The following is a 25,778-nucleotide window of genomic DNA, read 5'->3' as shown; positions in this document are numbered from 1 at the left end:
GGAATGCCGACAACAGATTTTATTTAGGAGGATTGACCCTCATGTCAAAACGGACGATTAGCGCAATTTTAATTGCCCTAGCATTAAGCGCTTGTGGCAGCACTGCCGCTCCAACCGCAACCACGGCTCCAACTGCAACCACAGCTCCAACCGCAACCACGGCTCCAACCGCAACAGCTGAAGCTATGGTTGAACCAACCCGCGATACTGGCAGCCCTTCAATGGATGCAGCTGAAATTCCAGCTCCACCCCAAAGCGAGCCATACGTCAAAGGTGAAAACACCATTATTGATGCAGCTATTGGTGGTATGGAAGGTGAATTCGAAAACCAAGAAAAACAAACTGGCTTGGATCTCGAACCATTGACCTACTACATCACCGAAGAAGTTCCTCAAACCATGGTGGATTTCTACGAAGGTGAAATGGCAAACTACGGTTGGGGCAAGGGCCAAGTTCAAGACCAAAACTTTGGTAAAGTGTTGGTTTACCCAAGCGCAAGCTCACCAACCACGGTTGCGATGATTGGCGTGTTGGATCTTTCAACCGTTGATAGCAGCATGAACCAATCAATCATCTTCACCACTGTTGGTCGTTTGGGTGGCGGTGGCAGCACCATGCCTGACGCTACTGCTGAAACCGGCGGCAGCGACCCACTTCCAGCTGGCGACTTGAGCGATATTCCAGCTCCACCAAGCAGCGAAGAATACAAAGCTGGTGACGATGCTTTGACCGATACCTTCATGGAAAGCTTTGAAAAAGGTTTTGCTGGCAGCGCTGGCGATACCAATGTCTTGGGCAAAGCAGCATACATTTCAACTGCTACCCCCGCAGAAATCAAAAGCTTCTATGATAGCGAATTGGAAGCAGCTGGTTGGATGGCTATGCCTGCTGGCGATAGCACCGGCATGGCTGGTTCACAAACCTTGACCTACACCAACATGAGCGCTGGCGAAGCCTTGGTCGTGATGACTCTCGACCGCGCGAGCATGAGCATGGGCGATGGCATTTTGGTCATCGTGATCAAAGCCGCTGCTCAATAAGCGTTTGATTGGCTCGCCCAATCATTTCCCCCTGGATTGCTGCGGCGATTCAGGGGGATGTTTTTTTGCAAAATGGCTGTGGTATCATAGACCAGCAAGCCAAATCAAGCAGCCAAGGAGGCAGCCATGACGCGTGAGCGACTTTCTGCAAGGGTGCAGAGCGTTCCACCATCAGGGATACGGCGGTTTTTTGATATTGCTGCCACAATGGAGAATGTGATTTCGCTCGGAATCGGCGAGCCAGATTTTGTCACGCCCTACACGATTACCCAAGCGGGGATTCGTTCGTTGCAGCAAGGCAAAACTGCGTATACCTCAAACTCGGGGACGATTGAGCTGCGCCAAGAATTGCAAAAACATCTCAATCAGCTCTATGGAATCAATTATGATCCTGAGAATGAGTTGTTGATTACGGTTGGGGTTAGCGAAGCCTTGCAAAATGCTATGCTGGCAACCATCGATCCTGGCGATGAAGTGATTATTCCTGAGCCATGTTTTGTGGCCTATGGCCCAAGTGTGGTCTTTGCTGGCGGGTTTCCGGTGTATGTCAGCACTTCGGTTGAGCAAGAGTTTCAAGTAACTCGCGAGGCAATCGAGGCGGCAATTACGCCCAAAACCAAAGCGATTTTAATTGGCTATCCCAATAATCCAACTGGTGCGGTAATGAGCCGCGAACGCTTGTTGGATATTGCTGCATTGGCCGAACAATACGATCTTTTGGTATTTTCCGATGAGATTTACGATCGTTTGGTGTATGGAGTTGAGCACACCAGTTTTGCTCAATTGCCTGGCATGCGCGAGCGCACAATTTTGCTTGGTGGCTTCTCGAAGGCCTATGCCATGACTGGCTGGCGCTTGGGTTGGTTGGCGGCCTCAGCAGAGATTGCCAATGCCGTGCGCAAAATCCATCAATACGCTATTATGTCTGCGCCAACGGTTGCCCAATATGCTGGTTTGGCAGCCTTGCAAACTGGCGAAGAAGATGTGCAACGCATGGTCAGCGAATACGATCGCCGTCGCCAAGTGATTGTGGCTGGGTTGCGCCAAATTGGCCTGCCAACCTTCGAACCACAAGGCGCGTTTTACGTTTTCCCCCAAGTTAGCAGTTTGGGGCTAACCAGTGAAGCCTTTGTTGAAGGCTTACTTTATAATGAAAAAGTTGCGGTTGTTCCAGGCGATGCCTTTGGGCCAAGCGGCGCGGGCTTCGTGCGTATGTGCTACGCAACCAGCATGGATAATATTGAAACCGCTTTAGAACGAATCGAGCGCTACGTTCGTTCATTGTAAATTGTAAAGGATGCGCCATGAGTGCCGAATCACCTGTTGTATGTACCCGCTGTCAACGACAGCTTACGCCCGATGACGTGCGCATGGCGCAACCTTTGATTACCTTCAAAGAGTTGGTGCAAGCAGCTTTTAAAACCCCTTCCCTGTTAAGTGCAACCTTGCCCGATGTACCCTACTGCCCAGAATGTCGCGTGATTATTGCCAAACAACGCCAAACCGAACAACTTAAATTCTTGGGAGCGGCAATTGCCATTTTGGCTATTTTGATTGTAATTGTGTTGTTTGTGTTCTAGTTGCATTGCTGCTTGGGGATTTTTAGGAAAAAATGATGCTTTTATCTGTGTTAATTCCTTGCTACAATGAAGCAGCAACGATTGCAAAAATGCTAGAGCGCTTGGCGCAAATTACCATTCCAATGCAATGGATCGCCGTCGACGATTGTTCGCAAGACGCTACCTATGAGGTCTTACAACAATTAACGACCATCTACCCACACATGCAAGTTGTGCGGCATAGCCACAATCGCGGTAAGGGCGCTGCCATTCGCACAGCCCTTACCCACGCAACTGGCGAGATTGTTGTAATTCAAGATGCCGACCTCGAATATGACCCCCAAGATTTTTATGAATTGATCAAACCAATTGAAGCTGGGTTGGTGAATGTTGCGTTTGGTTCGCGCTTTATGGGTCGGCATACCGGCATGTATTTTTGGAATGCTATTGGCAACAAAGGTCTCACCTTTTTAACCAATTTGCTGTTCAACTGTTGGATCTCCGATATGGAAACCTGCTACAAGGTCATGCGCACCGATATTATGCGCTCGATGAACTTGGTTTCTAGCGATTTTCGGATTGAGGCAGAAATAACGGCGAAGGTTCTGATGCAGGGTGAGCGAATTTTTGAAGTGCCAATTACATACTTGGGGCGTACCTATGAAGAGGGCAAGAAAATGCACCCCAAATATGGCTTTTTGACGGTTTGGGCGTTATTCCGTTTGCGTTTGCTCGGTCGCCCATAACCACGGTATTTGCTCCTCTTACAGAAAAGGTGATACATATGCCAGTCGTTGCAGTTCTTGGCGCTCAATGGGGCGACGAGGGCAAAGGTCGTGTTGTCGATTTATTGGCAACCAAAGCCAAATTGGTTATTCGCGCTGCCGGTGGCTCGAACGCCGGCCATACCGTGATCAACCATCTTGGCACATTTAAATTGCACCTCACGCCCGCCGGAATTTTCGATGCCAATGTGGTCAATATTATCGGCGCAGGCACGGTGATCGATCCTGCGGTCTTGTTGAAGGAACTTCAAGCCTTGCGCGAGGCCAATGTTTCGCTTGATCAATTGTATATCAGCGATCGCGCTCATGTCGTGATGCCCTATCACGTTTCGCTCGATGCGCTCGAAGAAAAAGATCGTGGCGCAAACGAAATTGGCACTACCAAACGCGGCATTGGCCCTGCCTATGTTGATAAAGCTTCGCGGATGGGCATTCGCATGGGCGATTTGTTGCACGAAGAAACCTTGCTCAGCCGCCTAACCAGCGTCTTAGAATACAAAGGTCGCGTGCTGAACAAAATGTATAGCGCTCAGCCAAGCGCCTCGTTGCACGATATGTATTTGCAATATTTGGAGTTTGGCCGCCAACTCGAATCCCATATCGTGCCAATCCATGGCATGGTGCAAGATGCCTTGCGCCGCGATATTCCAATTTTGATCGAGGGCAATCAGGGTGCCTTGTTGGATGTTGATTATGGCACATTCCCCTATGTGACTTCAACCGCAACTGGCTCAGCAGGCGCTTGCCAAGGCGCTGGAATTCCGCCAATGCGCTTGAATGGCGTGGTGGGAATTTACAAAGCCTATACAACTCGCGTTGGTGGTGGCCCCTTCCCAACCGAATTAACCGACGATCTTGGCGAGCATATTCGTCAAGCTGGCCAAGAATTTGGCACAACCACCGGTCGGCCTCGGCGGGTTGGTTGGTTCGATGCAGTGGCTGCTCGCTACGCTGCCGAAATCAACGGCATTAGCTCAATCGCGCTGACCAAGCTCGATGTGCTTGATGATGTTGAGACGCTGAAGATTTGTATTGGCTATCGCTGGAACGACACCGAGCTTGATTCGTTCCCATCGTCGATTTCGGTGCTGAGCCAAGTCGAACCAATTTACGAAGAATATCCAGGCTGGAAAACCAATACCAGCGATGCTCGCACCCTTGATGAGTTGCCCGAAGCTGCCCAACGCTATGTGCGCCGTTTAAGCCAATTGGTTGGCGTGCGCTTGGGCATGATTTCGGTCGGCCCATCGCGCGAGCAAATGGTGGCCTTGCAGGAAATTTTCTAGTTTAGGTTCCCTCAACCCCCCAACCCCCCAACCCCCTCGCCCACTGAACGCGGGCGAGGGGGAGTATCCGTGTTTCACCAAGGAATTGGAAGAGAACCACGAGATAAAAGCCCCTCGCACCCCGTGTGGGAGAGGGGTTGGGGTGAGGGGTCTATTTTTTTAGCTCACAACTTGGCTAATTGCATCGCCCAAGCGGGTAACTAATTCCTCGGCATCGTTGTGGCCGAGCACCAACGGCGGAATAACCCGCACCACATCGTTGCCAGAACCAACCAACAACAAGCCTTGGTCGAAGGCGGCATCGGTAATTTGGGCAGCGGTTGGGCCTTTGAATTCTACGCCCCAAATCAAGCCCCGCCCACGCACAGCACTAATCACATCGAACCGTTCGCCCAAATCGCGCAGGCCAGCGCCCAATTCGGCCCCCACCGAGCGCACATGATCAAGCATGGTTGGATGGGTCAGCTTTTGCAAAACCACATTGGCAACGGCACAAATAAAGGGATTGCCACCAAAGGTCGTGCCATGATCACCATAATTTAACGCTTTGGCGACCCGTTCGTTGACCAAAACCGCGCCAATTGGTAAGCCACCACCAAGCGGCTTGGCCAGCGCCATAATATCGGGAGCCATGCCCAAGGCTTCGTGCGCCCAAACATCGCCAGTGCGACCCATGCCACATTGAATCTCATCGAAAATCAAAATTGCATCGACCTGATCGCAACGGCGGCGCAGGGCTTGCGCAAACTCAGGGCTGATTGGCCGAATGCCGCCTTCGCCTTGAATTGGCTCAACAATCACGGCGGCAACGCTGCTATCAATCGTTGCTTCGAGCGTCGCTTGGTCGCATTCAAGGCCGATAAAACGCACGCCTGGAATCAAGGGATTAAACGGTGTGCGGTAGGCCTCGCGTGAGGTGACCGACAACGCGCCCATCGAACGGCCATGAAACGAATCGTGAAAGGCCACAAAACCAGTTTGTTGCTCAGGCCGTTGATTATGGGTATAGCGGCGGGCAAATTTCAGGCTGGCTTCGATGGCTTCAGTGCCAGAATTACAGAAAAAAGCTTTGCTGGCCCACGGAGTCAAATCGACTAGGCGTTGAGCCAATTCGGCGACCGAGGCCGTGTAATAGAGGTTCGATGTGTGCAACAAACCAGTTGCTGCCTGCTGAATCGCCGCCACAACTTCGGCATCGCCATAACCCAAGGCATTGACCGCAATTCCAGCGGTGCCATCCAACAAACGCCGTCCATCGGCGGCATGCAACCATGCGCCTTCGCCACCGACTAAAGCGAGTTTGGCTCGTTTGTAGAGCGGCAACAAAAATGTATCACTCTGGGCAATAATCGCTTCTTGTTCGCTTTGTGTCATGGCCTCGATTCCATCCCTGTTAGCAAAAAATCAATTGGCGTGCATTGTAGCACTTTCTAGAAAGGATGAATTATGAAGGATGAATTATGAGGAATGAAAAAAAGGATGAAGGATGAATTATGAATTATGAGGAATGAAGACCAAAAGCGCATAGTCAAGAGCCTCATTCCCCTTCGTGTTCTTCGTGGTTTCTATAGCCAAAAGCCTGTAGCCTAGAGCCAAATTTGATTTTAAGCTTTTGCCCTTTGCTTTTCCTTCATCCTTTTCAATTTGCTTTTATTTCATCCTTCATCCTTTCAATGTTGGTGTTGCTCAGTCAGCGTGCAATAGAGTTGGGTTGTGTTGCACGAACATTCAAGTTGCAGGGTGGCATGGCCAATGTTGTAGCTATGGCAAAGTAGCTCATTGATTGCGTTAATCAATTGTGGGCTGCGCTGTGGATCTTGTTGGTTGGTCACAACGTGAGCCGAGAGCGCGCGCATGCTGGCAGTGATGCTCCAAATATGCAAATCGTGAATCGCCTGTACCCCAGGAATGGTTTGCAAATCGCTAACCACTTTGTCGACATCAATATCGCGTGGCGTTGCTTCCAACAACACATCAATCGAATCGCGCAGAATTTGCCAAGCATGCCAGATGATAAAGCCTGCAATCAACACCGAAACTAGCGGATCAAGCCAGCGCCAATTGGTAAAGAAGATGATTGCTCCGGCAATCGTTGCGCCAATCGTTGAGAGCACATCGCCCATCAAGTGCACAAAAGCGCTGCGCAGATTGAGGTCGTTTTCGCTGCCCCGATACACCAGCCACGCTGTGCCAGCATTGACCAACACCGCAATCAACGAAACCCCAATCATAATCGGCGCATCAACTTCTAGCGGGTTTTGCAAGCGCTCGATCGCCTCCCAGCCAATACCCAAGGCGATGCCAACCAAGGTCAACGAATTGACGAAGGCTGCCAAAATGCCAGCGCGATGGTAGCCAAACGTTTTGCGGGCGTGAGCAGGACGGCGCGTGAGCCACAGCGCAATCCAGCTAAGCAGCAAGGCCAGCACATCGCTGGCGTTGTGGGCAGCGTCGGTGAGCAGTGCCAAACTATTGGCCCACAAACCAGCCACAATTTCAACCCCAACAAAGCCAAAGGTAATGACTAAGGCCAAAATCAGGCGGCCACCAGCATCGGCGGGCACGCTATGATGGTGATGATGTCCGTGGTCGTGATGTCCGCTCATCGTTCTTCCTCCAACACAGCTAAAATTGGCGCAACCGATGGATCTGTGGTTGAGCCATGGCGAATATGATTCAGACAAACCAGCACCAGCACCCGCACATGGTCGTCGTCGAGGCTATAAAAAACCAATTTGCCCTCGCGGCGTTGCTTGACCAAGCGTAATTGGCGGAGCACGCGCAAATGTTGCGAAACCGCCGACTCGGAATAATTTAGAATCGCCGCCAGATCAGCGGTACACAGCTCTTGTTCCAGCAAACAACCAACAATTTTTACTCGCGTCGAATCAGCCAAGGCCCGAAAGGTTTCGGCCATCAAAAAATAGCTCTCGTCGTCGTGGAGCATTTGCCGCCCACGCTCAACCATGGCCGGATTAATTCCGTCGTGATTATGGTCATGCATAATCGAGGCCTCACATAAACGATTGCACAATTGCTAAATTATCAAATCGTTTGCGCTTCGTCAAGTAGTTTGCAACCTTTTGTTTTAGACCACGTATCATATTCAATCAGTTCAGTATTGACTGAACTTACTGAACGTGCTAGATTCTATTCAATCAGTACTGAACAGAATCGAGTAGCGCTATGGATAATGTACAAGCACGTTTGGCCTATGCAGAACGGATTGCGGTTTTTTACGAAAAAGCTGGGGGTATTCCGCGCATGGCTGGTCGAATTATGGGCTGGTTATTGGTTTGCGATCCGCCGCAGCAAAATGCAACTGAGCTGGCGCAGGTGTTGAACGCTAGCAAAGGCTCGATTAGCACCATGACCCGCTGGTTGCTGCACATTGGCCTGATCAACAAAACTACAATTCCAGGCGAACGACGCGATTATTTTGAGATTCGCGAAGGCACATGGGCCGATTTGCTGGCCCAACAATTTCAAGCGGTTGGGGCGTTTCGCGAGCTGGCAAACCAAGGCTTGGCGTTATTAAGCGATCCTGAGGGTCACGAGGGCGCACGGCTGCGCGAAATGCACGATCTGTATGCTTTTTTTGAGCGTGAATTACCGTTGCTGATTGAAAAATGGCGCAACGAACGAAAGGAATGACCATGACCACGGTTGTTCAAACCACGAACCTTTGCAAAACCTATGGCAAAAATCGCGGCATTGATGACTTAAATTTGCAGGTGGTGCAAGGGGAAGTATTTGGCTATTTGGGGCCAAACGGTGCAGGCAAAACCACGACCATTCGAACGATTTTGGATTTTATTCGGCCAACCAGCGGCAGTGCACAGATTTTTGGCCTTGATTCGCAGCGCGATTCGCTGGCGATTCACCAAAAAATTAGCTATTTGCCTGGCGAATTGGTGATGTATGAGAAAATGACGGGCCGAGAAATGCTGGAGTATTTTGCCCAGCTGCGTGGTAATGTCAGCCAAATGGCAATCAAACAACTGGCCGAGCGCCTTGAGCTGGATTTAAAACGGCCAATTCGCAGCTTATCCAAGGGCAATAAGCAAAAAGTTGGTTTGGTGCAAGCATTTATGGGCCAGCCAGAGCTGTTAATTCTCGATGAACCGACGAGCGGGCTTGATCCGTTGGTGCAACAAACCTTTTATCAATTGGTGCTCGAAGCCAAAAATTCTGGGCGCACGGTTTTTCTCTCGTCGCATGTGATGTCGGAAGTTGAGCATATTTGCGATCGGGTCGGAATTATTCGCGCTGGTAAATTATTGGCAATTGATACCGTCAAAGCGCTCAAGGCGCGGGCACGGCGCACACTTGATCTCTATTTTGCTCAGCCAGTTGAGCCTAGTGCGTTTGCCCATATTCCGAATATCGACGATTTGCAAGTGCTTGGTAACCAGGTGCATTGCGCGGTAACTGGCTCGATTGACCAGTTGATCAAAACCGCAGCCCAATTTGAATTGCGCGATTTAGTCAGCCAAGCCACCGATTTGGAAGATATTTTCTTGGCTTACTACAAAGGCGAGGTGAGCGATGTTGCGTAATATTTTTAGCAAAACCATCTACGAACGGCGGCGCTCGCTGCTGTGGTGGGGCTTGGGCATTATCATGTTAGTGGCTGTGTTGATTGGCTTTTACCCAGCGATGAACAACCCAGAAACCAGCCAGCAGCTTGCCAAAGCTATGGAAGCCATGCCCAAGGAGATGTTGGCGGCGTTTGGGGTAACCGATGTTGCCAATTTGACCACGCCAGCAGGCTATATTCAAGGCCGCTTATTTGGCTTTATGCTGCCGCTGATCGTCATGATTTTTACAATCGGGCTTGGCTCGCGGGTGATTGCTGGCGAGGAAGAAGCCCGCACGCTCGACCTGATTTTGGCCCATCCTATTCGGCGTTCAACGATTGTTTGGCAAAGCTTTGCTGCTCTGTGCGTACTCTCGTTGGCGATGGGCCTGATTACGTGGCTCAGCTTGTGGCTTGGTGTGCTGCTGCTGGATATGCAAATTGGCGCTAGCGAACTTGGCGCAGCCTCATTCAACATGAGCTTGATGGCGCTGTGCTTTGGGGCAATCGCCTTGCTGATTGGCGCGGCAACAGGCAAGCGGGCCTTGAGCATGGCGGTGGCCACGATTTTGGCAGTAATTGGCTATTTTGCGAATTCGCTGGCCAGCGTGATCGATTGGCTCGTGCCGTTGCAAAAACTTTCGCCATTCTATTATGCCGATTACAACCAACCGCTCAAACATGGCTTTCACTATTTGCCATTTTTGGTCTTGGGCAGCGTGATTGTGCTCTGTGGTTTTGCTGCGGTCAAACTGTTTGAGCGCCGCGATGTAGCTGTCTAAACTTAAATCCGCCGTTGGATCGGGTTGGGCTGATCCAACGGCGGGCTTGGCTGGAAATTAGGGCTGGCAATAGGCCTCGTTCTGGGTAACACTCTCCACTTTGACGGTTGTTTTGGCCCAAACAACAAACTCGCTCAACCCAACCTCACTCTCTGGATTGCCCCAATCATAGGTATAGCCAAGGCGGGTCCAAGGATAGCCATTTTTGGCATCATACGAGAGGCTGCGCTGAAGATTGAACCAATCGCGGCTAAATTCATAATCTTGTTGCGATGGAAATGCACTTGCTTCAGGCATTTCTAGTTGAGCAACGCTATCAGTAATTTCTGGGTCAGGGCTTGGGCGAAAGAGATCTTCGGTCGGAACCCACAAGTGAACAATCCGATTTTTGCCATTATTGGCGGGCAAGCCGAGCAATTGCTCCAAGCGCAGGGTCAATGGCACATCAGCGGTTGCGGTATAGGCTTTGCAGAAATTTTGCATTTCGGGCACGACGCTGACCCATGTTTCGCGGGTCGTTGTGGTTTCTTGGCCGACCAAGCCATCATAGCCATTCCACGAGGTCCAGGTTGCAACCAACACCCGACCTGTGGCTTCATCGCGCACAAGGTTGCTATTATTGGCATCGATAATTGTCAGTTGATCGGAAATTTCGCTGGCTTCGGCAATTTCTGCATCGCTAACCGCCGCCCGAAAGCGGCGTTCGAGTTCGGCTTGTTCTGGGGTAAAGGTTGGGCTTGGAGTTGGCTCGACGGTTATGGTTTTGGGTGGCACGCTGGGCACGCTGGTTGCAGCGGCGGTTGTGGCGGTTGCAGGCACATCGGTTGGTGCGGTTGTGGCGGTTGCAGTTGGTGGAACAGTTGCGAGGGCAATTGTGCGATCTTCGGGTGTGCTCGTACCACAGGCGGCTAAGATTGCGGCGGACAAGCCGAGTGCTTGGAATTTTGCCCAGCGGCGGAGCCATACGCGTTGAGGCATAGTCATACTCCTTGGTAAAAAGAATTCTACATTAAAGACCCAAGTGCTCAAAAGCGCAGTGGGTCAATGAATCAAGCACGAATTAATCTGCTAAGTAGCCTCAAGCAATGGTCTAACAGTCCACAGCAGCTTACATTAATCAGCCTAGCGCAGCGTCACGATGATTGACGTTGTTTGATCAGCTCAATCATTGCCGATGCCGTGGGTTCGTTGCTGGCCTCTAAGCCTGCAATCACGCTTTGTTGATTGGCATGAGGCTGATTTTGGCTAACCTTCCATTTGCCCAGCAAGCGGCTGATTGGAATCGCGATGCCAACAATCGCCTTGAGCAAGGCTTCGGTATATTCGTGCGGCGCATCGTCAACTTGCCATTGATGTTCAAATGAAGCTTCATTGTGCTTGGTCAGCTGTTCGAGTTGTTGGCGCAGCCATTGTGGATCGTCGATGACTTGTAAAGGGCCATAGGCATGGGCCACAGCATAATTCCAAGTTGGCACAACCTTGCCAGTTTGGGCTTTGCTAGCATACCAACTTGGCGTGATGTAGCTATCGGTGCCATGGAAAATTGCCAAGATTTCGTGTTGCGAAGTATGTTCCTGCCAGATGCTATTAGCACGCGCCACATGGCCGTAGAGCGTGCCAAACTCGCCAGCCTGCGGGTCGAGATAGAGCGGAATGTGATTGGCGTTGATGCCGTTTTGATTGAGGGTAATAATTGTTGCCAAGGGTTGGCGCTGGATTAATTCGTGCAATACTTCGCGGCGTGGCTCGGCAAAATGTTTGGGGATGTACATGGTCAATCCTCTTTTAATGTTTGGAGCATATTCGCATCGCGCAGCAAGAGCCAACCATGGGCATGCTTTTGCCACAACGAAAAGCTATCGCCTGCCCGAATGATTGGCGCTTGACCATTGGCTGGCTGAATCTGCACCCGCAGTTGGTTCCAGCAGGTGGCCCATTTGCCATTAAGTTTAATCTCTTGAATTTCAAACGAGATCTTGAGTTTGAATTGGCTTAAGCCTGCTGAAGCGGCGGCGAAGGCCTGTTTGCCGCGCATTGGGGCTTGGCCTGCGACCAAAAAAATCACCTCATCATCCAACAAAGGCAAGATTTTGCTTACGTCGCCGGCTTCGGTTGCTTCGATCCATGTTGTTACCAATTGGCGAATCTGTGTTTGATCGTCGAGCATTACTTCCTCCTTGATCGCTCCAATTATGCCAATTAATCCAAGTTGATTGTACCGCCTCATGACTGAATTAAGCGCACAAGAGGGGATGTGGCTATAGGCTCTAGTCTATTGGCTATGGGAATAATTAGCGTATTTCAAACAAAACTCCGCTAGCCCAAAGCCTACAGCCATCGTTGCTCTGCGCCTCTGCGTTAAGCACGTGATCCACGAAAGACGAAACCGCGAAGAACGCGAAGAGCGCGAAGAATGTTTTTTAGCCACGAATTCCACGAATTTCACGAATAATCATCTTTTAGCCACAGATTGCCACAGATTTGCTTGATGATGTTCCAATAGCTAAAAGCCCAATCCCTAATCTCTCTGTTCTTACAGCCTGATCCCTAGCCCCTGACAACTGACTCCTGATCACTTTTTGACTTCTGACTTTTGACTTTTGACTTTTGTTTTCATCCCTCATAATTCATCCTTCATCCTTAATTAAATTTGGGCTAGCAAGGATGTGCTATGATAGATTTGCGCTGTTTTGTGTGAAGGAAGCAAGCCCACTGCTATGTATGCCCACGTTGCTCTCAATGCCTATTTGCCCGATAATCCTGAGGCGATTTTGACCTATGCTGTGCCGCCGCAACTCCGACCGTTGAGCGTTGGAGCGTTGGTGTGGGTTCCGCTTGGGCCGCGGCGGGTGCAGGGTGTCGTTTTAGAATTTATGACCCAACGGCCCCAAGGCTTTGTGGTACGCGATATTCTTGAACACGCCGACCCCGAAGCGATTGCCGCGCCCGCTCAATTGGCCTTGGCTCAATGGTTTAGCCAAACCCAAGCGGTGCGCCTGTGGGAGGCGGTGCAATTGACTATGCCGCCTGGCGTGAAGCAAGAAATTGAGCGCACGTGGCGGCCAACCGAGCAAGGCCAGAAGATTGAGCTTGGCGTGCTCGATGAGCGCGAACGGGCGATTTTGTTTCATCTGCGGCGAGTTGGCGAGCAAAGCGAACGCCAGCTGCGAGTCGATTTGCGTGGCTCGGACGCTGATCTGCGTCGCAGTTATACCGAACTCCATGAACGAGGCTTGATTGCGCTGGGCAGTTTGGTTTCGCGGCCAGCGGCCAAACCAAAACGCGAATGGAGCGTGCAATCAACCAGCATCAACCCCGCTGAAGCCTTGGCCGAATTGAGCAAAGCACCCCGTTTGGCGGCAATTTATCAAGCAATTTTGGAGCAAGCGCTTGATGGCGAAACGGTGCTGTTGCCAGAGTTACGTGATGTTGGCGCAACCTTGAGCCATCTACGCAGCTTGGCCTTGCGTAATTTGATTCAGCTTGAGCAAGTTGAAGTGCGGCGCGACCCGCTGCTTGGCCGCATTCCACCGTTGGAGTTTCCGCCAGAACTGACGCTTGAGCAAGAACGGGGTTGGCGGCAAATTGTCGAAGCTCAAGATTTGGCGGCGCGAACTGGTAAGGCCAAACCAATCTTGTTGCATGGCGTAACTGGCAGCGGCAAAACCGAGCTCTATTTGCGGGCGATTGGCCGTGCCTTGCGCAATGGTGGCCAAGCTTTGGTGTTGGTGCCAGAAATTGCCCTAACCACGCAATTGGTGCGGCGGTTTGCGGCGCGCTTTCCCGAGCAATTGGCGGTGCTGCACTCGGAACTGAGCGTTGGCGAGCGCTACGACGAATGGCGGCGCTTGCGACGTGGCGCTGCCCAAGTGGCGATTGGCTCGCGTTCGGCAATTTGGTCGCCGCTGGGTAAATTGCAATTAATTATTGTTGACGAAGAGCACGAGCATTCGTTTAAACACGAAGCCACGCCCTATTATCACGCCCGCGATTTGGCGGTGAAGTTGGCAGAATTGGCTGGCGCTGTGCTGATTTTGGGCAGCGCCACTCCATCATTAGAAAGTGCCTACGCCGTGCAAATCAACAAATACGAAGTGCTGGAATTGCACGAACGGGTTGGGCGCAAAACCGTAGCGGGTGTAACCAAAGCTGATCCGATTCCCATGCCGCCAGTGCAGATCGTCGATATGCGCAGCGAACTCAAGGCCGGCGTGAGGTCGATGTTTAGCCGCCCGTTGCAAAGCGCGATTCAGCGCACGCTGGAAAAACGCGAACAAACCATTTTATTTTTGAATCGGCGCGGCATCGCTTCGTTTGTAATGTGCCGTGATTGTGGCACGACGATTCAGTGCCCGCGTTGCGCCGTAGCGTTGGCGGTGCACGGAACCGAGGGCGAGCCGAATGCGCCGCCGACGTTGCGCTGCCATTATTGTGGCCACGTCGATTGGGTTCCGCGCAACTGCCCAAGCTGTTTTAGCACCCGCATTCGCGATTTTGGGGTTGGCACGCAACGAGTGGTCGAAGAAGTCAAATTGCTCTATCCTGAAGCGAGGGTAATGCGCTGGGATCGCGATGTGACTGGGCGCAAAGGCTCGCACGAAGCCTTGCTCAACCAATTTACCCAGCACGAAGCCGATATTTTGGTGGGAACCCAGATGGTTGCCAAAGGTTTTGATTTGCCGTTGGTGACCTTGGTTGGGGTCATTACCGCCGATACGGCCTTGAATTTGCCCGATTTTCGCTCGGGCGAGCGCACCTTTCAATTATTGGCCCAAGTGGCTGGGCGGGCTGGACGGCGGGCTGGTGGTGGACAGGTAATTATCCAAAGTTATAATCCTGAACATTATGCAATTCAGGCAGCGGCGCAGCACGATTATCGCCAATTTTATCGCGAAGAAATTGCCTTTCGCCGCACAGCCCACTACCCGCCATTTAGCCGCCTGATTCGCTTTATGACCCAATCGCCATCGAGCAAAACCGTTGAGCGGGTGGTGCGCGAATTCGATACGCAGCTACGCGAGGAGCTAGAGCGACGGCGCATCCGCGATTGGGCGATTATTGGGCCGTCGCCTGCCTTTTTGCAAAAAGTGCGCGATTTGTATCGCTGGCATATTTTGGTGCGTTTGCCCGACCCAACCGATTTATTACACGCTTTGAAAATTCCCGCCGGCTGGACGATCGATGTCGATCCGGTCAGTTTATTGTGATCCACGAAGCGCACGAAGAATGAAACCACGAAGGGCACGAAGATCGCGAAGCTGTTTTAGCCACCCATGGATCAAGTTCATCCTTCATCCCTCATCCTTCATCCTTTGGTGCTCTGGGCCGCTGCGTTAAATTTTCCTCTATGCTCTATGTTCTATGCTCTTTGTTCGTCGCTAACTAAAACGGCTTTGCGGCGGGTAAAGAGCTTGGCAGCTTGCAGCACGAGCCAAATCAACAACGCCAATACGGCAACTAAGGCATATTCAATCACTGGAATACGCACAATTTCATCGATTTTGTTCCAGCCGCGCCACGTGTAAATGCCGATAACTAAGGCGAGATAAGCGCCACCAAGCAGCCAGCGCCAAGCTTTGCTCAAGCCCAAGCCATGCATTTGGGTAATGACGAAAATGCCGAAGAAGCCAAAGAAGAACATTGGCCAGAAGCCAGTTGGGCCAGCTTGCACGAAGGCCACCATCGCGCCGTGAAACAACACCATCACCTCTTGAGTCAACATCCACCAGCGATTGACGTGAATGCGGGTCAGAAACAGGCTGCCTTGGAGCAACAGGAAGAACATATACACGAAGCCCACCAAGTGGCCACTGCTGGTTTCCATTGGGTGATACCAGAAGGTGTAAATAGCTGCCCACGAGAAGACATAGCCATGATATTGACGGGCAGCACGGCCAATTTCTTTGCTAATTGGCGCACGTTTGCCCATAAACAAGCCGCGGCGGCTATTTTCCATCAACAAAATCCAGACCAGCATGACAATTACTGAGCCTTGCGAGCTGAAGATCGAAACATCTTGGGCTAGGCCATCATACCAAAAATGGGTCTGAATAAAGTGCAACACAATAAACAGCGCATTTGCGCCAAGGGCAAACCAATTGATTGCTTGCAAGCCGTTGGTATATTTTTTAACCCGGGTTTGGGCATAATAAATTGCGGCCCAAATCGTCACTTGATGCAATAAATAGCCGCCCCACGCGGTAACCCGCGACCACAGCGTTGGATTGGGCAATTGCCAATAATACCAGCTTGCGCCTTGGTCTGGCAGCTTTTCGATGGCGTGCAAGCGCTGGCCTGCCCACCAAATTAGCGCCGTAAAAGCAAAACTAAACACAATCCCAAGCCAGAGCGCGGTTTGGGCCGAGCGCGGCTGCGAACGATCAAGCGACGATTCCATGCGAAAACCCCTTTGTAAAAGTCAGAAAGCAAAAGTCAAAAATCAAAAAATATCAGAAGTCCAAAATTTAACGCAGAGGCGCAGAGGGAAAGATGGCTATGGGCTTTGGGCTATAGGTCATAAAAATCCTAAAAATCGTTCCGCTAGGCAATAGCTGTAATGGTTCATTGGATTGGCAACCGCGTTCCCTCACCCCCCCAGCCCCCTCTCCCACGAAAACGCGGGCGAGGGGGAGCACCCGTTTTCACCACACCGTGTGGCAGACCCACGGGATTAAAGCCCCTCGCCCGCCACGTGGGAGAGGGGTTGGGGTGAGGGGATCAGGCGGTGGTTAACCTGATGTACCATTACAAATAGTCATCATCCTATAGCTTCCCATTTCTGCGCCTCTGCGTTAAAAAAATGTAGCTCGTCTATGCTCTATGTTCTATGTTCTTTGTTCTAACCCATCCCTACGAAAATGCTTGCTATTTGGATTGAACAATGCCATGATACCCCTGAAATCAATTAGCACCGAAATAGTCGCTTCTTGGTATAATGGGGCGCACCAAGGCCGAGGCACATATGCGAAAATCGTCAACCAATCGGCTACTCCTGTGGGTAGCAATCGCAATTGTTTTGTGGGTTGTAATCCGGCGAACTTCAATCGTCATTGTCGTTCCAGTAAGTGGGCTAGGTTTTCTGGGGTTTCTGGTGGCGAGTGTGATCTTGGTCTGGTGGATTTTACGAAAAGTGTTTTGAACTGCATGGCAAGGCTGCCATCGACGGCAATGTCGCCGCTTCAAGCATAATAACTTCAATGAGGTTTGATCATGCATCGCATTGCCGTTTTAACCAGTGGTGGCGACTCCCCAGGAATGAATCCCGCAATCCGTGCTGTAACGCGGACTGCGCTCCATGCAGGCTGTGAAGTGTTTGGCGTGTATCGAGGCTATGCTGGCCTGATTCAAAATGATATGCGGCGACTTGAATATAAAGATGTGGGCGGGATTATTCAACGTGGCGGCACGATGCTGCTCACCGCTCGCTCGCCCGAATTTATGACTCCCGCAGGTCGCGAAAAAGCAATTGAGAATTTACGTTGGCATGGGATCGAAGGCTTGGTGGTGATTGGCGGCGATGGTTCGTTGCGCGGGGCCGCTGCTCTGACCGCCGAACATGGCTTGCCAACCATCTGCTTGCCAGGCACGATCGATAACGATATGTATGGCACCGATATGAGCATCGGCGCAGATACGGCGCTCAACACGGTGCTTGAAGCGATCGATAAAATTAAAGATACTGCTTCATCGCACCAACGCGCTTTTATCATCGAAACTATGGGTCGCCACTCTGGCTATTTGGCCTTGATGGGCGGCTTGGCTGGCGGCGCTGAGGCGATCTTAATTCCCGAAATTCCCGATACAACGATTGAAGATGTGGTCGAAGTGATCAAGCGTTCGTTTCGCAAAGGCAAAACCAACTGTGTGATTGTGGCTGCTGAAGGCGCGCACCTAAACGCCCAAACCATCCAAGACCAAATTAACCAGATCGATGCAGAGGAAAGCGGCTTTAGCTTTAGCTTCCGCACGCGGGCCACAATTTTGGGCCATATTCAGCGCGGCGGCTCGCCATCGGCCTTTGATCGTACCTTGGCGACGCGGCTTGGGTCGGGCGCGGTCGAGTTTTTGCTATCTGGCAAGAACGGCGGTTTGGTTGGCGTGCAATCACGCAAATTAACCGTCACGCCCTATGATGAAGTGCTGGCAAATCCCAAAGTGCTTGATGCCAAGCTCTACGAACTTTCAAAAATTCTTGATCGTTATTAGAAGAACAAAGAGCATAGAACATAGAACATAGCGATCAGAGGATTGATTATTGATCCGCCGAGCAAAAAGAGCATAGCCAAACGTTGTTCTATGCTCTTTGTTCTATGTTCTTATGCAAAAAGGTACTGGCTATGCAACGCCCAACCTTTATTCCGCCCAGCCCGACGGAGCCACCAAGCATGCGTGGCCCACGGGTTACCACAGCCGCACCAATGCCCCGTGCGCCGCTGCCGATTACCCGACCACTCACGCCAAACGAATTTAACACCGCCTTGGTTCACTTGTATCGCGGCGAATTGTCGCGTGCCAACACCTGGCGGGTGCGGCTCGATGGCACGACCAATTGGGCAGTGCTGACAACTGGGGCGACGCTTTCGTTTGCCTTCAGCAGCGCCAGCAATACCCCGGTGATGATTCTGCTTAATTCGCTGTTGATTATGTTTTTCTTGTTTATCGAGGCGCGGCGCTATCGCTTTTACGATTTGTGGCGTACGCGGGTGCGGGTGATGGAAACCGAATTCTTCGCCGATATGCTTGCGCCCGAGCCAGATAGCGATAGCGGCGGGCCGCATTGGCGCGAACTCTTGGCCCAAGATTTAATGGAGCCGCACTTTAACATCAGCGTCATCGAAGCCATGAGTCGGCGCTTGCGGCGCAATTATGTGTGGATTTTTGCCCTCTTGGCTTTGAGTTGGGTCACCAAAGTTGGCATCCATCCGACAATTGCCCGATCGTTTGCTGAGGTGTATGATCGGGCTGCCGTCGGGCCATTGCCAAGTTGGTTTATGCTCTTGTTTGGGCTAGCCTTCAATGGTGGCTTGGTCTGGCTTGGCTGGCTAGGCGAAAAATCGCAAGAATCAAGTGGCGAAATTCTAAGTCGCAACGAGGCCCGCGATAAAATGGGCAGCGGTACGCCAAACGAATAAGCGCCCAATCAGTGGAGTTCTACATGTCACGGATTGTGATCAAAAACGGCTGTATCATCGATCCAGCCCGCAAAACTGCGACCGTCGGGGATTTGGTGCTGGAAAACAATCGGGTGCGCGAGGTCATCGAGTTGGCCATGGCTCCCGATTCGTATGGCGATGATGTTGAGTTTATCGATGCCTCTGGCTGTTTTGTGACCCCTGGCTTTATCGATATTCACACCCACTTGCGCGAACCAGGCTTCGAGGGCAAAGAAACGATTGCCACCGGCATGGATGCGGCGGTGCGTGGCGGCTATACGACGATTTGCCCAATGCCCAACACCAATCCTGCGCTCGATTCGGCTCCGCTGATTCGCCAACAATTTGATATTGCCGCCCGCCATGGGCCAATTCATGTGCTGCCAATCGGCGCGGTAACCCTTGGCCGCGAAGGCAAGGTGCTTGCACCACTGATCGAGTTGGCCGAAGCTGGCGCACATGGCTTTAGTGATGATGGTTCGCCAGTTTGGGATGCTCACATCATGCGCCAAGCATTGCTGTATAGCAAAATGACTGGCCGCCCGGTGATGAACCACTGCGAAGATTTGAGCATTGTGCGCGGCGCGCCGATGAACGAGGGCGCGGTTGCAACTCGTTTGGGCTTGAGCGGTTGGCCTGCTGCTGGCGAAGAAGTGATGATCGCCCGTGATATTGCCTTGGCCGAAGAAACTGGCGGACGCTTGCATATTTGCCACGTTAGCACTGCCGGCGGCGTAGAATTGATTCGGGCTGCCAAGGCGCGCGGCGTGCGCGTAACCGCCGAAGTCACGCCGCACCACCTGACCATGACCGATCGCTGGGTGCTCGGCAATATGGAGCCATGGGATGGCAAAGGCCCTTACGATCCGTCGCAATTAGCGCCCTACGACACCCGCACCCGCGTTAGCCCACCGTTGCGCGCCAGCGAAGACGTGGCCGCCTTGATTGCAGGCTTGCGCGATGGAACAATCGATGCCGTCGCAACCGACCACGCCCCGCATACCCACGTTGATAAAGAATGCGAATATGGCTTTGCCGCCCCAGGCTACACAGGCTTGGAACTGGCCTTGCCGATGGTGTTGACCTTGGTGCAAACCATGCAGATCGATATTGTCGAATTGATTGCACGCATGACGATTGGCCCAGCGGCGATTATCGATGTGCTGCCAATTTCGTTGGGGCCAGACGATCCTGCAACGCTGACGATTTTTGATCCTGCGGCGCTTTGGAGGGTTACGCCAGAGTCGTTGGCTTCAAAGGGCAAAAATACTCCCTTGATGGGCCAAGAAATGCGTGGCCAAGTAATGTTGACCATGCTCGAAGGCCAAATCGTCTTTCGGCGCGAGCAATTTGGCGAGGCCAGCCGCCGCGAACATGGCGGGGCCGTCGGCAAACTCAGCGGCGTATTCGACGAGGAAGAGTAACCCAAGAACATAGAGCATAGAACATTAGGGATGAAGGATGAATTATGAAGGATGAATTATGAGGGATGAAGAGTAACTAAGAATAGAGAGTAGAGAACACAAGGATTCCGGTTGAAGGTATAAACGCAGAGGCGCAGAGCGGACGAGGCTATAGGCTTTTGACAATCGGGGATTCGTTGAAAATTTCATCAATCGTTTCGATAGCCAAAAGCCCATAGCCTCGTCCTTCGTGTTCTTCGCGCTCTTCGCGGTTAACAATAAACCAATCCCCGACCCTAACAACCAACCCCCAACTGCTAATAAATTGGCAGGTAGCGGTCAAGCTCCCATTGCGAGACGTGGCGGCGGTAGGCATCCCATTCTTGGGTTTTGGCCTCGATATAGCGCTCATAAATGTGCTCGCCCAAGGCTTCTTGAATCACACTATCGCGCTTTAATTCTTCCAAGGCCTCGCCCAGCGAGACGGGCAAGGTTTTCAAGCCCCGCGCTATCGGGTCAACATGATACAGATCTTCTTCGGCTGAGGGTGGTGGCATGAGCTTGCGTTTAATCCCATCTAAACCTGCCGCCAACATGACCGAGAAGGCCAAATAGGGGTTGGCCGATGGATCTGGGCAGCGCAATTCGATGCGGGTTGCTTGGTTCGAGCGGCCTGCGCTGATGCGTGGAATGCGCACAAGCGCCGAGCGATTGGTGCGGCCCCAGCTGACATAAATTGGCGCTTCGTAGCCAGGCACCAACCGCTTGTACGAATTAACCAACGGCGCAAGCACGGCGGTCATGCCCAAAGCGTGGTCGAGCAAGCCAGCGGTAAAATGCTGCGCCAACACCGATAAATTGTTGGTTTCATGATCATGGAACTCGTTGCGCCCCGTCACGATCGATGACAAACTCTGGTGCACGTGCATGCCCGACCCGTTGATACCAGCAATTGGTTTGGGCATAAAAGTGGCATGCAGGCCGTTCAATTGGGCAATTGCCTTCAACACCGTGCGAAATGTCACCGTATGGTCGGCCATAGTTAAGGCATCGCCATACTCAAAATCAATTTCATGCTGGCCAATTGCCACCTCGTGATGGCTGGCCTCAACTTTAATCCCAAAGGTTTGCAACGAAGCAACCATCTGGCGGCGAATGTGGGTTGCATAATCGGTTGAAACATCAAAATAACCAGCAGCATCGTGCGGAATTGGCACTAACTCGCCGTTTGGCCCAGGCTTAAACAAGAAAAACTCTAATTCTGGCCCAGTGTTGTAGATAAAGCCCAATTCTGCTGCTTGAGCTAAGGTTCGTTTGAGCACATGGCGCGGGTCGCCAGCAAATGGTTGGTCATCGGGCGTAAACACATCGCAAATAAAGCGCGCCGTAATATAATCGCCGGTGCTTTCCCACGGAATCACCGCGTAGGTGTTGAGGTCGGGCACCAAATACATATCGCTTTCAGCAATGCGGGCAAAGCCTTCGATCGACGAACCATCGAACCACACGCCGTGGTCGAGGGCTTGGTGAATTTGCGAAACAGGAATCGTCACATTTTTAATAATCCCAACAATGTCAGTAAATTGGAGATTAATAAACTGGACTCGTTGTTCAGCAATTTTTTCTAAAATTTCTTCTTTTGTGACTGGCATAGCCTGAATGCTCCTTCACTGACACCTAGCCACTGTGCATGATAGCCCAGTTGAGTTTGTTCATTATAGGGCAAAATGGCCAAAAATTCGCGTTGCTCAATTGGGCAAGTTGCCCGAAATTGGATTCCAGCAGTTGCCCAGCGGGGAAGTTCGTTTGGTTATTCCTGGCTCTCTGGTTCGAACCAGTGCATGGTTGGTTCATCAATGGATGCCTACTTGCCAAATCACGTCCTTTAGGGGGTACAGGGGGATGAAAACCCCCTGTGTCTCCCGCCTTGAGGCGGGACGGAAGGGTGGTGATCATCAACCCCTTGGCCGAAAGCTATGCCATAATCGAACGTCTCAGCCTGAGGTGACCATGCTATAATCAAACAACGTTTTGATCTACTCCTGCTCTTTTTCTTTTTTTCAGCGTGAGCACAGCCGAACTATGCTTAGCAACCAAGCAATTGCCCAAGTCTTTGCCGATATTGCCGATGCGTTGGAAGTGATCGGCGAAAATCGTTTTCGGTTGGCGGCCTATCGCCGCGCCAGCGATACACTTGCCGCCCAAACCACCAGCCTTGCCAGCCTGCGCGAACAAGGCTCGTTAACCAGCCTGCCGAATATTGGCGAGGCTAGCGCCGCAATCATTGGCGAATTGCTCGATCATGGCCATTCAGCCTTGGCCGATCAGCTCTTGGAGAAAGTGCCGCCTGGCTTGTTGCAGATTTTGCGCGTGCCCGAAATTGGCCCCAAAACCGCTGCCCGCCTCTTTCGCGATGAAGGGATTCAGGATCTTGAGGCCTTGTTCTCGGCAGCCCAAGATGGGCGCTTGGCCAAAATCAAGGGCTTTGGGGCCAAAAGCGCGGCCAAGGTGCTAAGTGCCCTTGAAGCATTGCAAAACCAAGTGCTGCGCTTACGTTTGGTCGATGCCGTGCCAGTCGCCGAAGAATTGAGCGCTGCTTTGGCCGAATTGCCGAGCGTTAGCGCTGCCCAAGTCGTTGGCTCAACCCGCCGCTATCAGGCCAGCGTTGGCGATTTGAATTTTGTGGTGGCAACACTTGATGCGGCTGCAACCTACGCCGCAATTGGCGCATTGCCCCAAGTTGCCCAAGCCACGCCCAGCGCCCATGGTATCCAACTCTTGCTGCACAATGGCATGAATGCATGGGTTGTGGCGGTTGAGCCAAACCAATGGGGCAGTGCCTTGGTCTATTGGACTGGCTCAGCCAACCATGTTGCCGACCTGAACCAATTGGCTGAGGCGCAGAATTGGCAACTTGACCCAAGCAATTTGCCAGCTTTTGCCGATGAAGCGGCACTCTATCAAGCATTAGGTTTGGATTGGATCACGCCTGAATTGCGCGAAGGCTGGGGCGAAATTGCGCTTGCTCAAGCCAAGCAATTGCCAACGCTGCTGGAACAAAGCGCGATCATCAGCGATGTCCATTGGCATACAACTTGGAGCGATGGCGGCGCAAGCCTGCGTGAAATGGTGCTGGCGGGCATTGCCAAAGGCTATCGCTATATGGCGGTCGCTGATCATAGCGCCTATTTGGGCGTAACTGGCGGGCTTGATGGCGAGCGCTTGCTGGCCCAACGGGCCGAAATCGATGAGCTGAACCAGCAATTAGCCGCCGAAGGCCATGATTTTCGCTTGTTGCAAAGCTGCGAAGTCGATATTTTGCCCGATGGTAGCTTGGCCTTGCCCGACGAGGTGCTTGCCAAATTAGATTTAGTCGTGGCCTCGCCGCATGTGGCGTTGCGCCAAGCCCGCGCCGAATCGACCGCCCGCATGCTGCGCGCAATCAATAATCCTTATGTGACGATCATTGGCCACCCAACTGGCCGCATTTTGAATGGCCGCGCTGGAGCCGATTACGATATGGCGCAAATTATTGCGGCGGCAGCAGCAACCGGCACGGTCTTGGAAGTGAATGCAGGCCCAGAGCGGCTTGATCTCGATGCGGTGCATGTGCGGGCAGCGCTGGCAGCAGGCTGTAACATCAGCATCAATACCGATGCCCACGCCACGGCTGGCTTCAACAATCTTTTTTATGGAGTTGTAACTGCACGCCGGGGCGGGGTCAGCAACCAGCAAGTCATCAACACCTGGGATGTTGAGGCAGTGCTCGGCTTGCGCCAACAAAAATTAGCAAAACTAGGAATCAAGAATGAAGCGTAGTTTTGGAGGCTGATTGGATGGATGACGTATTTAGCAAAATCGTGCGTGGCGAGTTGCCCTGCCATAAAGTGGCCGAAGATGATCGAACGTTGGCATTTTTAGATATTAATCCTGCCTCGCAAGGCCATACCTTGGTTATTCCCAAGCGCTTTGGCACCGATATTTTCGATACTACGCCAGAAGATGTGGCAGCCGTGGCGCGAATGGTGCAAACTGTTGCTCAATTATTGTTGCAAACGCTCAATCCTGCTGGCATCAATGTGTTGCAAAATTCGCGTCCAGCCTCTGGGCAAGAAGTGTTTTACTATCATGTCCATGTGATTCCACGCTGGGAAGGCGATGGAATTGTGAAATTATGGCGACCAAACCCAACCGATCACGCAGCATTTGCCGATTTAGCCGAGCGTTTGCGGGCTAAACATCAAGCATGAGGAATTGCCCATGAGCGACCGCACTCCCCCAACCGATGTGCTGGAATTTGAGAACGATCTTGAGCCAGATCCCGAACCGGAAGAGGTGCCTTCGGCGATTATTCAAGAGGACGAGGCGGTTGCTCCCCAAGGCATGACCGCGCAAGCCTTGGGCTTTGGGGTGGCAATTATCTTAATTATTTTCTTGGTTTTATTGCTGGCAAGCGGCAATAACATCAATCTGTTTAATCTTTTTGGCGGCAATAATAACGCTCAACCAACCTTGCAACCCTTGCTCAACAGCGTGCAATTGCAATCCAATCGTTCGTTGGATAATGAAGCGGCAGCGCTCGAAGGCCAACGTTTTTATGGGGTTGATGGATTAAATTCCTTGCCAAGTTATGCCGCTGAGATCGACCCGCTCTTTTTGCCATATTGGGTTAAAAACGGCGGCGAGCCAATTTTTGGGCGGCCAATTAGTGGCTTGCTTGAGGAGAATGGCCGTCAGTTCCAATGGTTTGAGCGCGCGCGGCTTGAATGGTGGCCTGAGCATCAAGGGACCAAATACGAGGTGCAGCCTGGGCGGGTTGGGGTTGAGTTTACCAAAAATCGCGATTTTCCCAACCAACAATTTTTCGCCAATCGGCCTGGCTTGCGTTATAGCGAAGCGACCCAGCAAGGCTTGCGTGGCTTGTTCCTTGAATTTTGGGAAGCCAATGGCGGCATCGATTTGCTTGGCTGGCCAATTAGCGAAGAATTGCAAGAAGTGTTGCCCGAAGATCGCACGGTGCACACGGTGCAATATTTCGAGCGCGGGCGGCTTGAGTTACACCCCAACGATCCCAATCAAACGGTCAAAATTGGCTTGTTAGGCCGCGCCCTCTACTTCCAAGATAGCGAGCCAAACTATATCGAGCCAGTTGCGCCGACCGCTGTTCCGGTTATTCCTTTGCGCTGAGAAAA

General features: G+C 51.9%; 23 protein-coding genes. 15 read left to right on the top strand and 8 right to left on the bottom strand.

What is annotated here, in order from left to right; translation table 11 throughout:
* Nucleotides 1–41 precede the first annotated feature (41 nt).
* The 5 genes from JOD20_RS09315 (at nt 42) to JOD20_RS09295 (ending at nt 4,670) form a co-directional block, all read left to right on the top strand.
* Nucleotides 42–1,040, top strand: a complete 999-nt coding sequence (locus JOD20_RS09315; RefSeq protein ID WP_204755009.1) for a hypothetical protein — start codon at nt 42–44, stop codon at nt 1,038–1,040.
* A gap of 126 nt (nt 1,041–1,166) precedes the next feature.
* Nucleotides 1,167–2,327, top strand: a complete 1,161-nt coding sequence (locus tag JOD20_RS09310) for an aminotransferase class I/II-fold pyridoxal phosphate-dependent enzyme (protein ID WP_204755008.1) — start codon at nt 1,167–1,169, stop codon at nt 2,325–2,327.
* A gap of 17 nt (nt 2,328–2,344) precedes the next feature.
* Nucleotides 2,345–2,620, top strand: a complete 276-nt coding sequence (locus tag JOD20_RS09305; protein ID WP_204755007.1) for a hypothetical protein — start codon at nt 2,345–2,347, stop codon at nt 2,618–2,620.
* Nucleotides 2,621–2,652: 32 nt separating this feature from the next.
* Nucleotides 2,653–3,345, top strand: a complete 693-nt coding sequence (locus tag JOD20_RS09300) for a glycosyltransferase family 2 protein (RefSeq protein ID WP_204755006.1) — start codon at nt 2,653–2,655, stop codon at nt 3,343–3,345.
* Nucleotides 3,346–3,383: 38 nt separating this feature from the next.
* Nucleotides 3,384–4,670 carry an adenylosuccinate synthase gene (locus JOD20_RS09295; RefSeq protein ID WP_204755005.1) on the top strand — a complete coding sequence of 429 codons (1,287 nt, stop codon included), beginning with the start codon at nt 3,384–3,386 and terminating at the stop codon, nt 4,668–4,670.
* A 159-nt stretch (nt 4,671–4,829) separates the two neighbouring features.
* Here the strand turns inward: JOD20_RS09295 and JOD20_RS09290 are convergent, their stop codons facing one another.
* From JOD20_RS09290 to JOD20_RS09280, 3 genes are all read right to left on the bottom strand, one after another.
* A complete protein-coding gene (locus JOD20_RS09290) occupies nt 4,830–6,044 on the bottom strand; it encodes an aspartate aminotransferase family protein (RefSeq protein WP_204755004.1) in 1,215 nt (404 codons plus the stop codon).
* Nucleotides 6,045–6,340: 296 nt separating this feature from the next.
* A complete protein-coding gene (locus tag JOD20_RS09285) occupies nt 6,341–7,276 on the bottom strand; it encodes a cation diffusion facilitator family transporter (protein WP_204755003.1) in 936 nt (311 codons plus the stop codon).
* Entirely contained in the window at nt 7,273–7,674 is a 402-nt protein-coding gene (locus JOD20_RS09280) for an ArsR/SmtB family transcription factor (RefSeq protein ID WP_204755002.1), read from the bottom strand. The genes JOD20_RS09285 and JOD20_RS09280 overlap by 4 nt, the downstream gene beginning before the upstream one ends.
* A gap of 182 nt (nt 7,675–7,856) precedes the next feature.
* Here JOD20_RS09280 and JOD20_RS09275 point away from each other — a divergent pair, with 182 nt between their 5' ends.
* The 3 genes from JOD20_RS09275 to JOD20_RS09265 are packed head-to-tail and all read left to right on the top strand — an operon-like array spanning nt 7,857 to nt 10,031.
* The gene (locus JOD20_RS09275) at nt 7,857–8,324 is read left to right on the top strand and encodes a GbsR/MarR family transcriptional regulator (protein ID WP_204755001.1); all 468 of its coding nucleotides are present in this window, start codon (nt 7,857–7,859) and stop codon (nt 8,322–8,324) included.
* 2 nt (nt 8,325–8,326) lie between these two features.
* The gene (locus JOD20_RS09270; protein ID WP_204755000.1) at nt 8,327–9,229 is read left to right on the top strand and encodes an ABC transporter ATP-binding protein; all 903 of its coding nucleotides are present in this window, start codon (nt 8,327–8,329) and stop codon (nt 9,227–9,229) included.
* Nucleotides 9,219–10,031 carry an ABC transporter permease subunit gene (locus JOD20_RS09265; protein ID WP_204754999.1) on the top strand — a complete coding sequence of 271 codons (813 nt, stop codon included), beginning with the start codon at nt 9,219–9,221 and terminating at the stop codon, nt 10,029–10,031. Before JOD20_RS09270 ends, JOD20_RS09265 begins: the two co-directional genes overlap by 11 nt.
* Nucleotides 10,032–10,088: 57 nt before the next feature.
* On the opposite strand, the gene JOD20_RS09260 is transcribed toward JOD20_RS09265, so the two are convergent.
* The 3 genes from JOD20_RS09260 to JOD20_RS09250 form a co-directional block, all read right to left on the bottom strand.
* The gene (locus JOD20_RS09260) at nt 10,089–11,009 is read right to left on the bottom strand and encodes a PDDEXK family nuclease (protein WP_204754998.1); all 921 of its coding nucleotides are present in this window, start codon (nt 11,007–11,009) and stop codon (nt 10,089–10,091) included.
* A gap of 155 nt (nt 11,010–11,164) precedes the next feature.
* On the bottom strand, nt 11,165–11,803 hold the full coding sequence (locus JOD20_RS09255) for an FMN-binding negative transcriptional regulator (protein WP_204754997.1): 639 nt from the start codon (nt 11,801–11,803) through the stop codon (nt 11,165–11,167).
* A gap of 2 nt (nt 11,804–11,805) precedes the next feature.
* Complete coding sequence (locus tag JOD20_RS09250) at nt 11,806–12,198, bottom strand: YybH family protein (protein ID WP_204754996.1); 393 nt, start codon at nt 12,196–12,198, stop codon at nt 11,806–11,808.
* A gap of 550 nt (nt 12,199–12,748) precedes the next feature.
* Here JOD20_RS09250 and priA point away from each other — a divergent pair.
* Nucleotides 12,749–15,238, top strand: a complete 2,490-nt coding sequence (gene priA / locus JOD20_RS09245; RefSeq protein ID WP_204754995.1) for a replication restart helicase PriA — start codon at nt 12,749–12,751, stop codon at nt 15,236–15,238.
* A 152-nt stretch (nt 15,239–15,390) separates the two neighbouring features.
* Here the strand turns inward: priA and JOD20_RS09240 are convergent, their stop codons facing one another.
* Nucleotides 15,391–16,428 carry a hypothetical protein gene (locus JOD20_RS09240; protein ID WP_204754994.1) on the bottom strand — a complete coding sequence of 346 codons (1,038 nt, stop codon included), beginning with the start codon at nt 16,426–16,428 and terminating at the stop codon, nt 15,391–15,393.
* A gap of 812 nt (nt 16,429–17,240) precedes the next feature.
* Between JOD20_RS09240 and pfkA the strand changes: the two genes are divergently transcribed.
* The 3 genes from pfkA (at nt 17,241) to JOD20_RS09225 (ending at nt 20,607) form a co-directional block, all read left to right on the top strand.
* Nucleotides 17,241–18,236: a 6-phosphofructokinase gene (gene pfkA / locus JOD20_RS09235; protein WP_054535627.1), complete on the top strand. Its 996-nt coding sequence runs from the start codon at nt 17,241–17,243 to the stop codon at nt 18,234–18,236.
* Between the two features lie 131 nt (nt 18,237–18,367).
* Nucleotides 18,368–19,162, top strand: a complete 795-nt coding sequence (locus tag JOD20_RS09230; protein WP_204754993.1) for a DUF2270 domain-containing protein — start codon at nt 18,368–18,370, stop codon at nt 19,160–19,162.
* 23 nt (nt 19,163–19,185) lie between these two features.
* Nucleotides 19,186–20,607: a dihydroorotase gene (locus JOD20_RS09225; protein WP_204754992.1), complete on the top strand. Its 1,422-nt coding sequence runs from the start codon at nt 19,186–19,188 to the stop codon at nt 20,605–20,607.
* A 296-nt stretch (nt 20,608–20,903) separates the two neighbouring features.
* On the opposite strand, the gene JOD20_RS09220 is transcribed toward JOD20_RS09225, so the two are convergent.
* Nucleotides 20,904–22,238, bottom strand: a complete 1,335-nt coding sequence (locus tag JOD20_RS09220) for a glutamine synthetase family protein (RefSeq protein ID WP_204754991.1) — start codon at nt 22,236–22,238, stop codon at nt 20,904–20,906.
* A 430-nt stretch (nt 22,239–22,668) separates the two neighbouring features.
* Between JOD20_RS09220 and polX the strand changes: the two genes are divergently transcribed.
* The 3 genes from polX to JOD20_RS09205 are packed head-to-tail and all read left to right on the top strand — an operon-like array spanning nt 22,669 to nt 25,773.
* Nucleotides 22,669–24,405: a DNA polymerase/3'-5' exonuclease PolX gene (gene polX, locus JOD20_RS09215; protein ID WP_204754990.1), complete on the top strand. Its 1,737-nt coding sequence runs from the start codon at nt 22,669–22,671 to the stop codon at nt 24,403–24,405.
* 17 nt (nt 24,406–24,422) lie between these two features.
* The gene (locus tag JOD20_RS09210) at nt 24,423–24,836 is read left to right on the top strand and encodes an HIT family protein (protein WP_204754989.1); all 414 of its coding nucleotides are present in this window, start codon (nt 24,423–24,425) and stop codon (nt 24,834–24,836) included.
* A gap of 10 nt (nt 24,837–24,846) precedes the next feature.
* Complete coding sequence (locus JOD20_RS09205; protein WP_204754988.1) at nt 24,847–25,773, top strand: hypothetical protein; 927 nt, start codon at nt 24,847–24,849, stop codon at nt 25,771–25,773.
* The last annotated feature ends 5 nt before the right edge of the window (nt 25,774–25,778 follow it).

It is taken from the genome of Herpetosiphon giganteus (assembly GCF_016907925.1).
In the GTDB taxonomy this organism is placed as follows: domain Bacteria; phylum Chloroflexota; class Chloroflexia; order Chloroflexales; family Herpetosiphonaceae; genus Herpetosiphon; species Herpetosiphon giganteus.
Note: the sequence above shows the minus strand (reverse complement) of the source record. Positions and strands in the feature narration are given on the sequence as shown.

Coding starts and splice junctions, on each gene's coding strand:
- JOD20_RS09315 (WP_204755009.1), top strand. CDS start 42: ATGTCAAAACGGACGATTAGCGCAATTTTAATTGCCCTAGCATTAAGC.
- JOD20_RS09310 (WP_204755008.1), top strand. CDS start 1,167: ATGACGCGTGAGCGACTTTCTGCAAGGGTGCAGAGCGTTCCACCATCA.
- JOD20_RS09305 (WP_204755007.1), top strand. CDS start 2,345: ATGAGTGCCGAATCACCTGTTGTATGTACCCGCTGTCAACGACAGCTT.
- JOD20_RS09300 (WP_204755006.1), top strand. CDS start 2,653: ATGATGCTTTTATCTGTGTTAATTCCTTGCTACAATGAAGCAGCAACG.
- JOD20_RS09295 (WP_204755005.1), top strand. CDS start 3,384: ATGCCAGTCGTTGCAGTTCTTGGCGCTCAATGGGGCGACGAGGGCAAA.
- JOD20_RS09290 (WP_204755004.1), bottom strand. CDS start 6,044: ATGACACAAAGCGAACAAGAAGCGATTATTGCCCAGAGTGATACATTT.
- JOD20_RS09285 (WP_204755003.1), bottom strand. CDS start 7,276: ATGAGCGGACATCACGACCACGGACATCATCACCATCATAGCGTGCCC.
- JOD20_RS09280 (WP_204755002.1), bottom strand. CDS start 7,674: ATGCATGACCATAATCACGACGGAATTAATCCGGCCATGGTTGAGCGT.
- JOD20_RS09275 (WP_204755001.1), top strand. CDS start 7,857: ATGGATAATGTACAAGCACGTTTGGCCTATGCAGAACGGATTGCGGTT.
- JOD20_RS09270 (WP_204755000.1), top strand. CDS start 8,327: ATGACCACGGTTGTTCAAACCACGAACCTTTGCAAAACCTATGGCAAA.
- JOD20_RS09265 (WP_204754999.1), top strand. CDS start 9,219: ATGTTGCGTAATATTTTTAGCAAAACCATCTACGAACGGCGGCGCTCG.
- JOD20_RS09260 (WP_204754998.1), bottom strand. CDS start 11,009: ATGCCTCAACGCGTATGGCTCCGCCGCTGGGCAAAATTCCAAGCACTC.
- JOD20_RS09255 (WP_204754997.1), bottom strand. CDS start 11,803: ATGTACATCCCCAAACATTTTGCCGAGCCACGCCGCGAAGTATTGCAC.
- JOD20_RS09250 (WP_204754996.1), bottom strand. CDS start 12,198: ATGCTCGACGATCAAACACAGATTCGCCAATTGGTAACAACATGGATC.
- priA (WP_204754995.1), top strand. CDS start 12,749: ATGTATGCCCACGTTGCTCTCAATGCCTATTTGCCCGATAATCCTGAG.
- JOD20_RS09240 (WP_204754994.1), bottom strand. CDS start 16,428: ATGGAATCGTCGCTTGATCGTTCGCAGCCGCGCTCGGCCCAAACCGCG.
- pfkA (WP_054535627.1), top strand. CDS start 17,241: ATGCATCGCATTGCCGTTTTAACCAGTGGTGGCGACTCCCCAGGAATG.
- JOD20_RS09230 (WP_204754993.1), top strand. CDS start 18,368: ATGCAACGCCCAACCTTTATTCCGCCCAGCCCGACGGAGCCACCAAGC.
- JOD20_RS09225 (WP_204754992.1), top strand. CDS start 19,186: ATGTCACGGATTGTGATCAAAAACGGCTGTATCATCGATCCAGCCCGC.
- JOD20_RS09220 (WP_204754991.1), bottom strand. CDS start 22,238: ATGCCAGTCACAAAAGAAGAAATTTTAGAAAAAATTGCTGAACAACGA.
- polX (WP_204754990.1), top strand. CDS start 22,669: ATGCTTAGCAACCAAGCAATTGCCCAAGTCTTTGCCGATATTGCCGAT.
- JOD20_RS09210 (WP_204754989.1), top strand. CDS start 24,423: ATGGATGACGTATTTAGCAAAATCGTGCGTGGCGAGTTGCCCTGCCAT.
- JOD20_RS09205 (WP_204754988.1), top strand. CDS start 24,847: ATGAGCGACCGCACTCCCCCAACCGATGTGCTGGAATTTGAGAACGAT.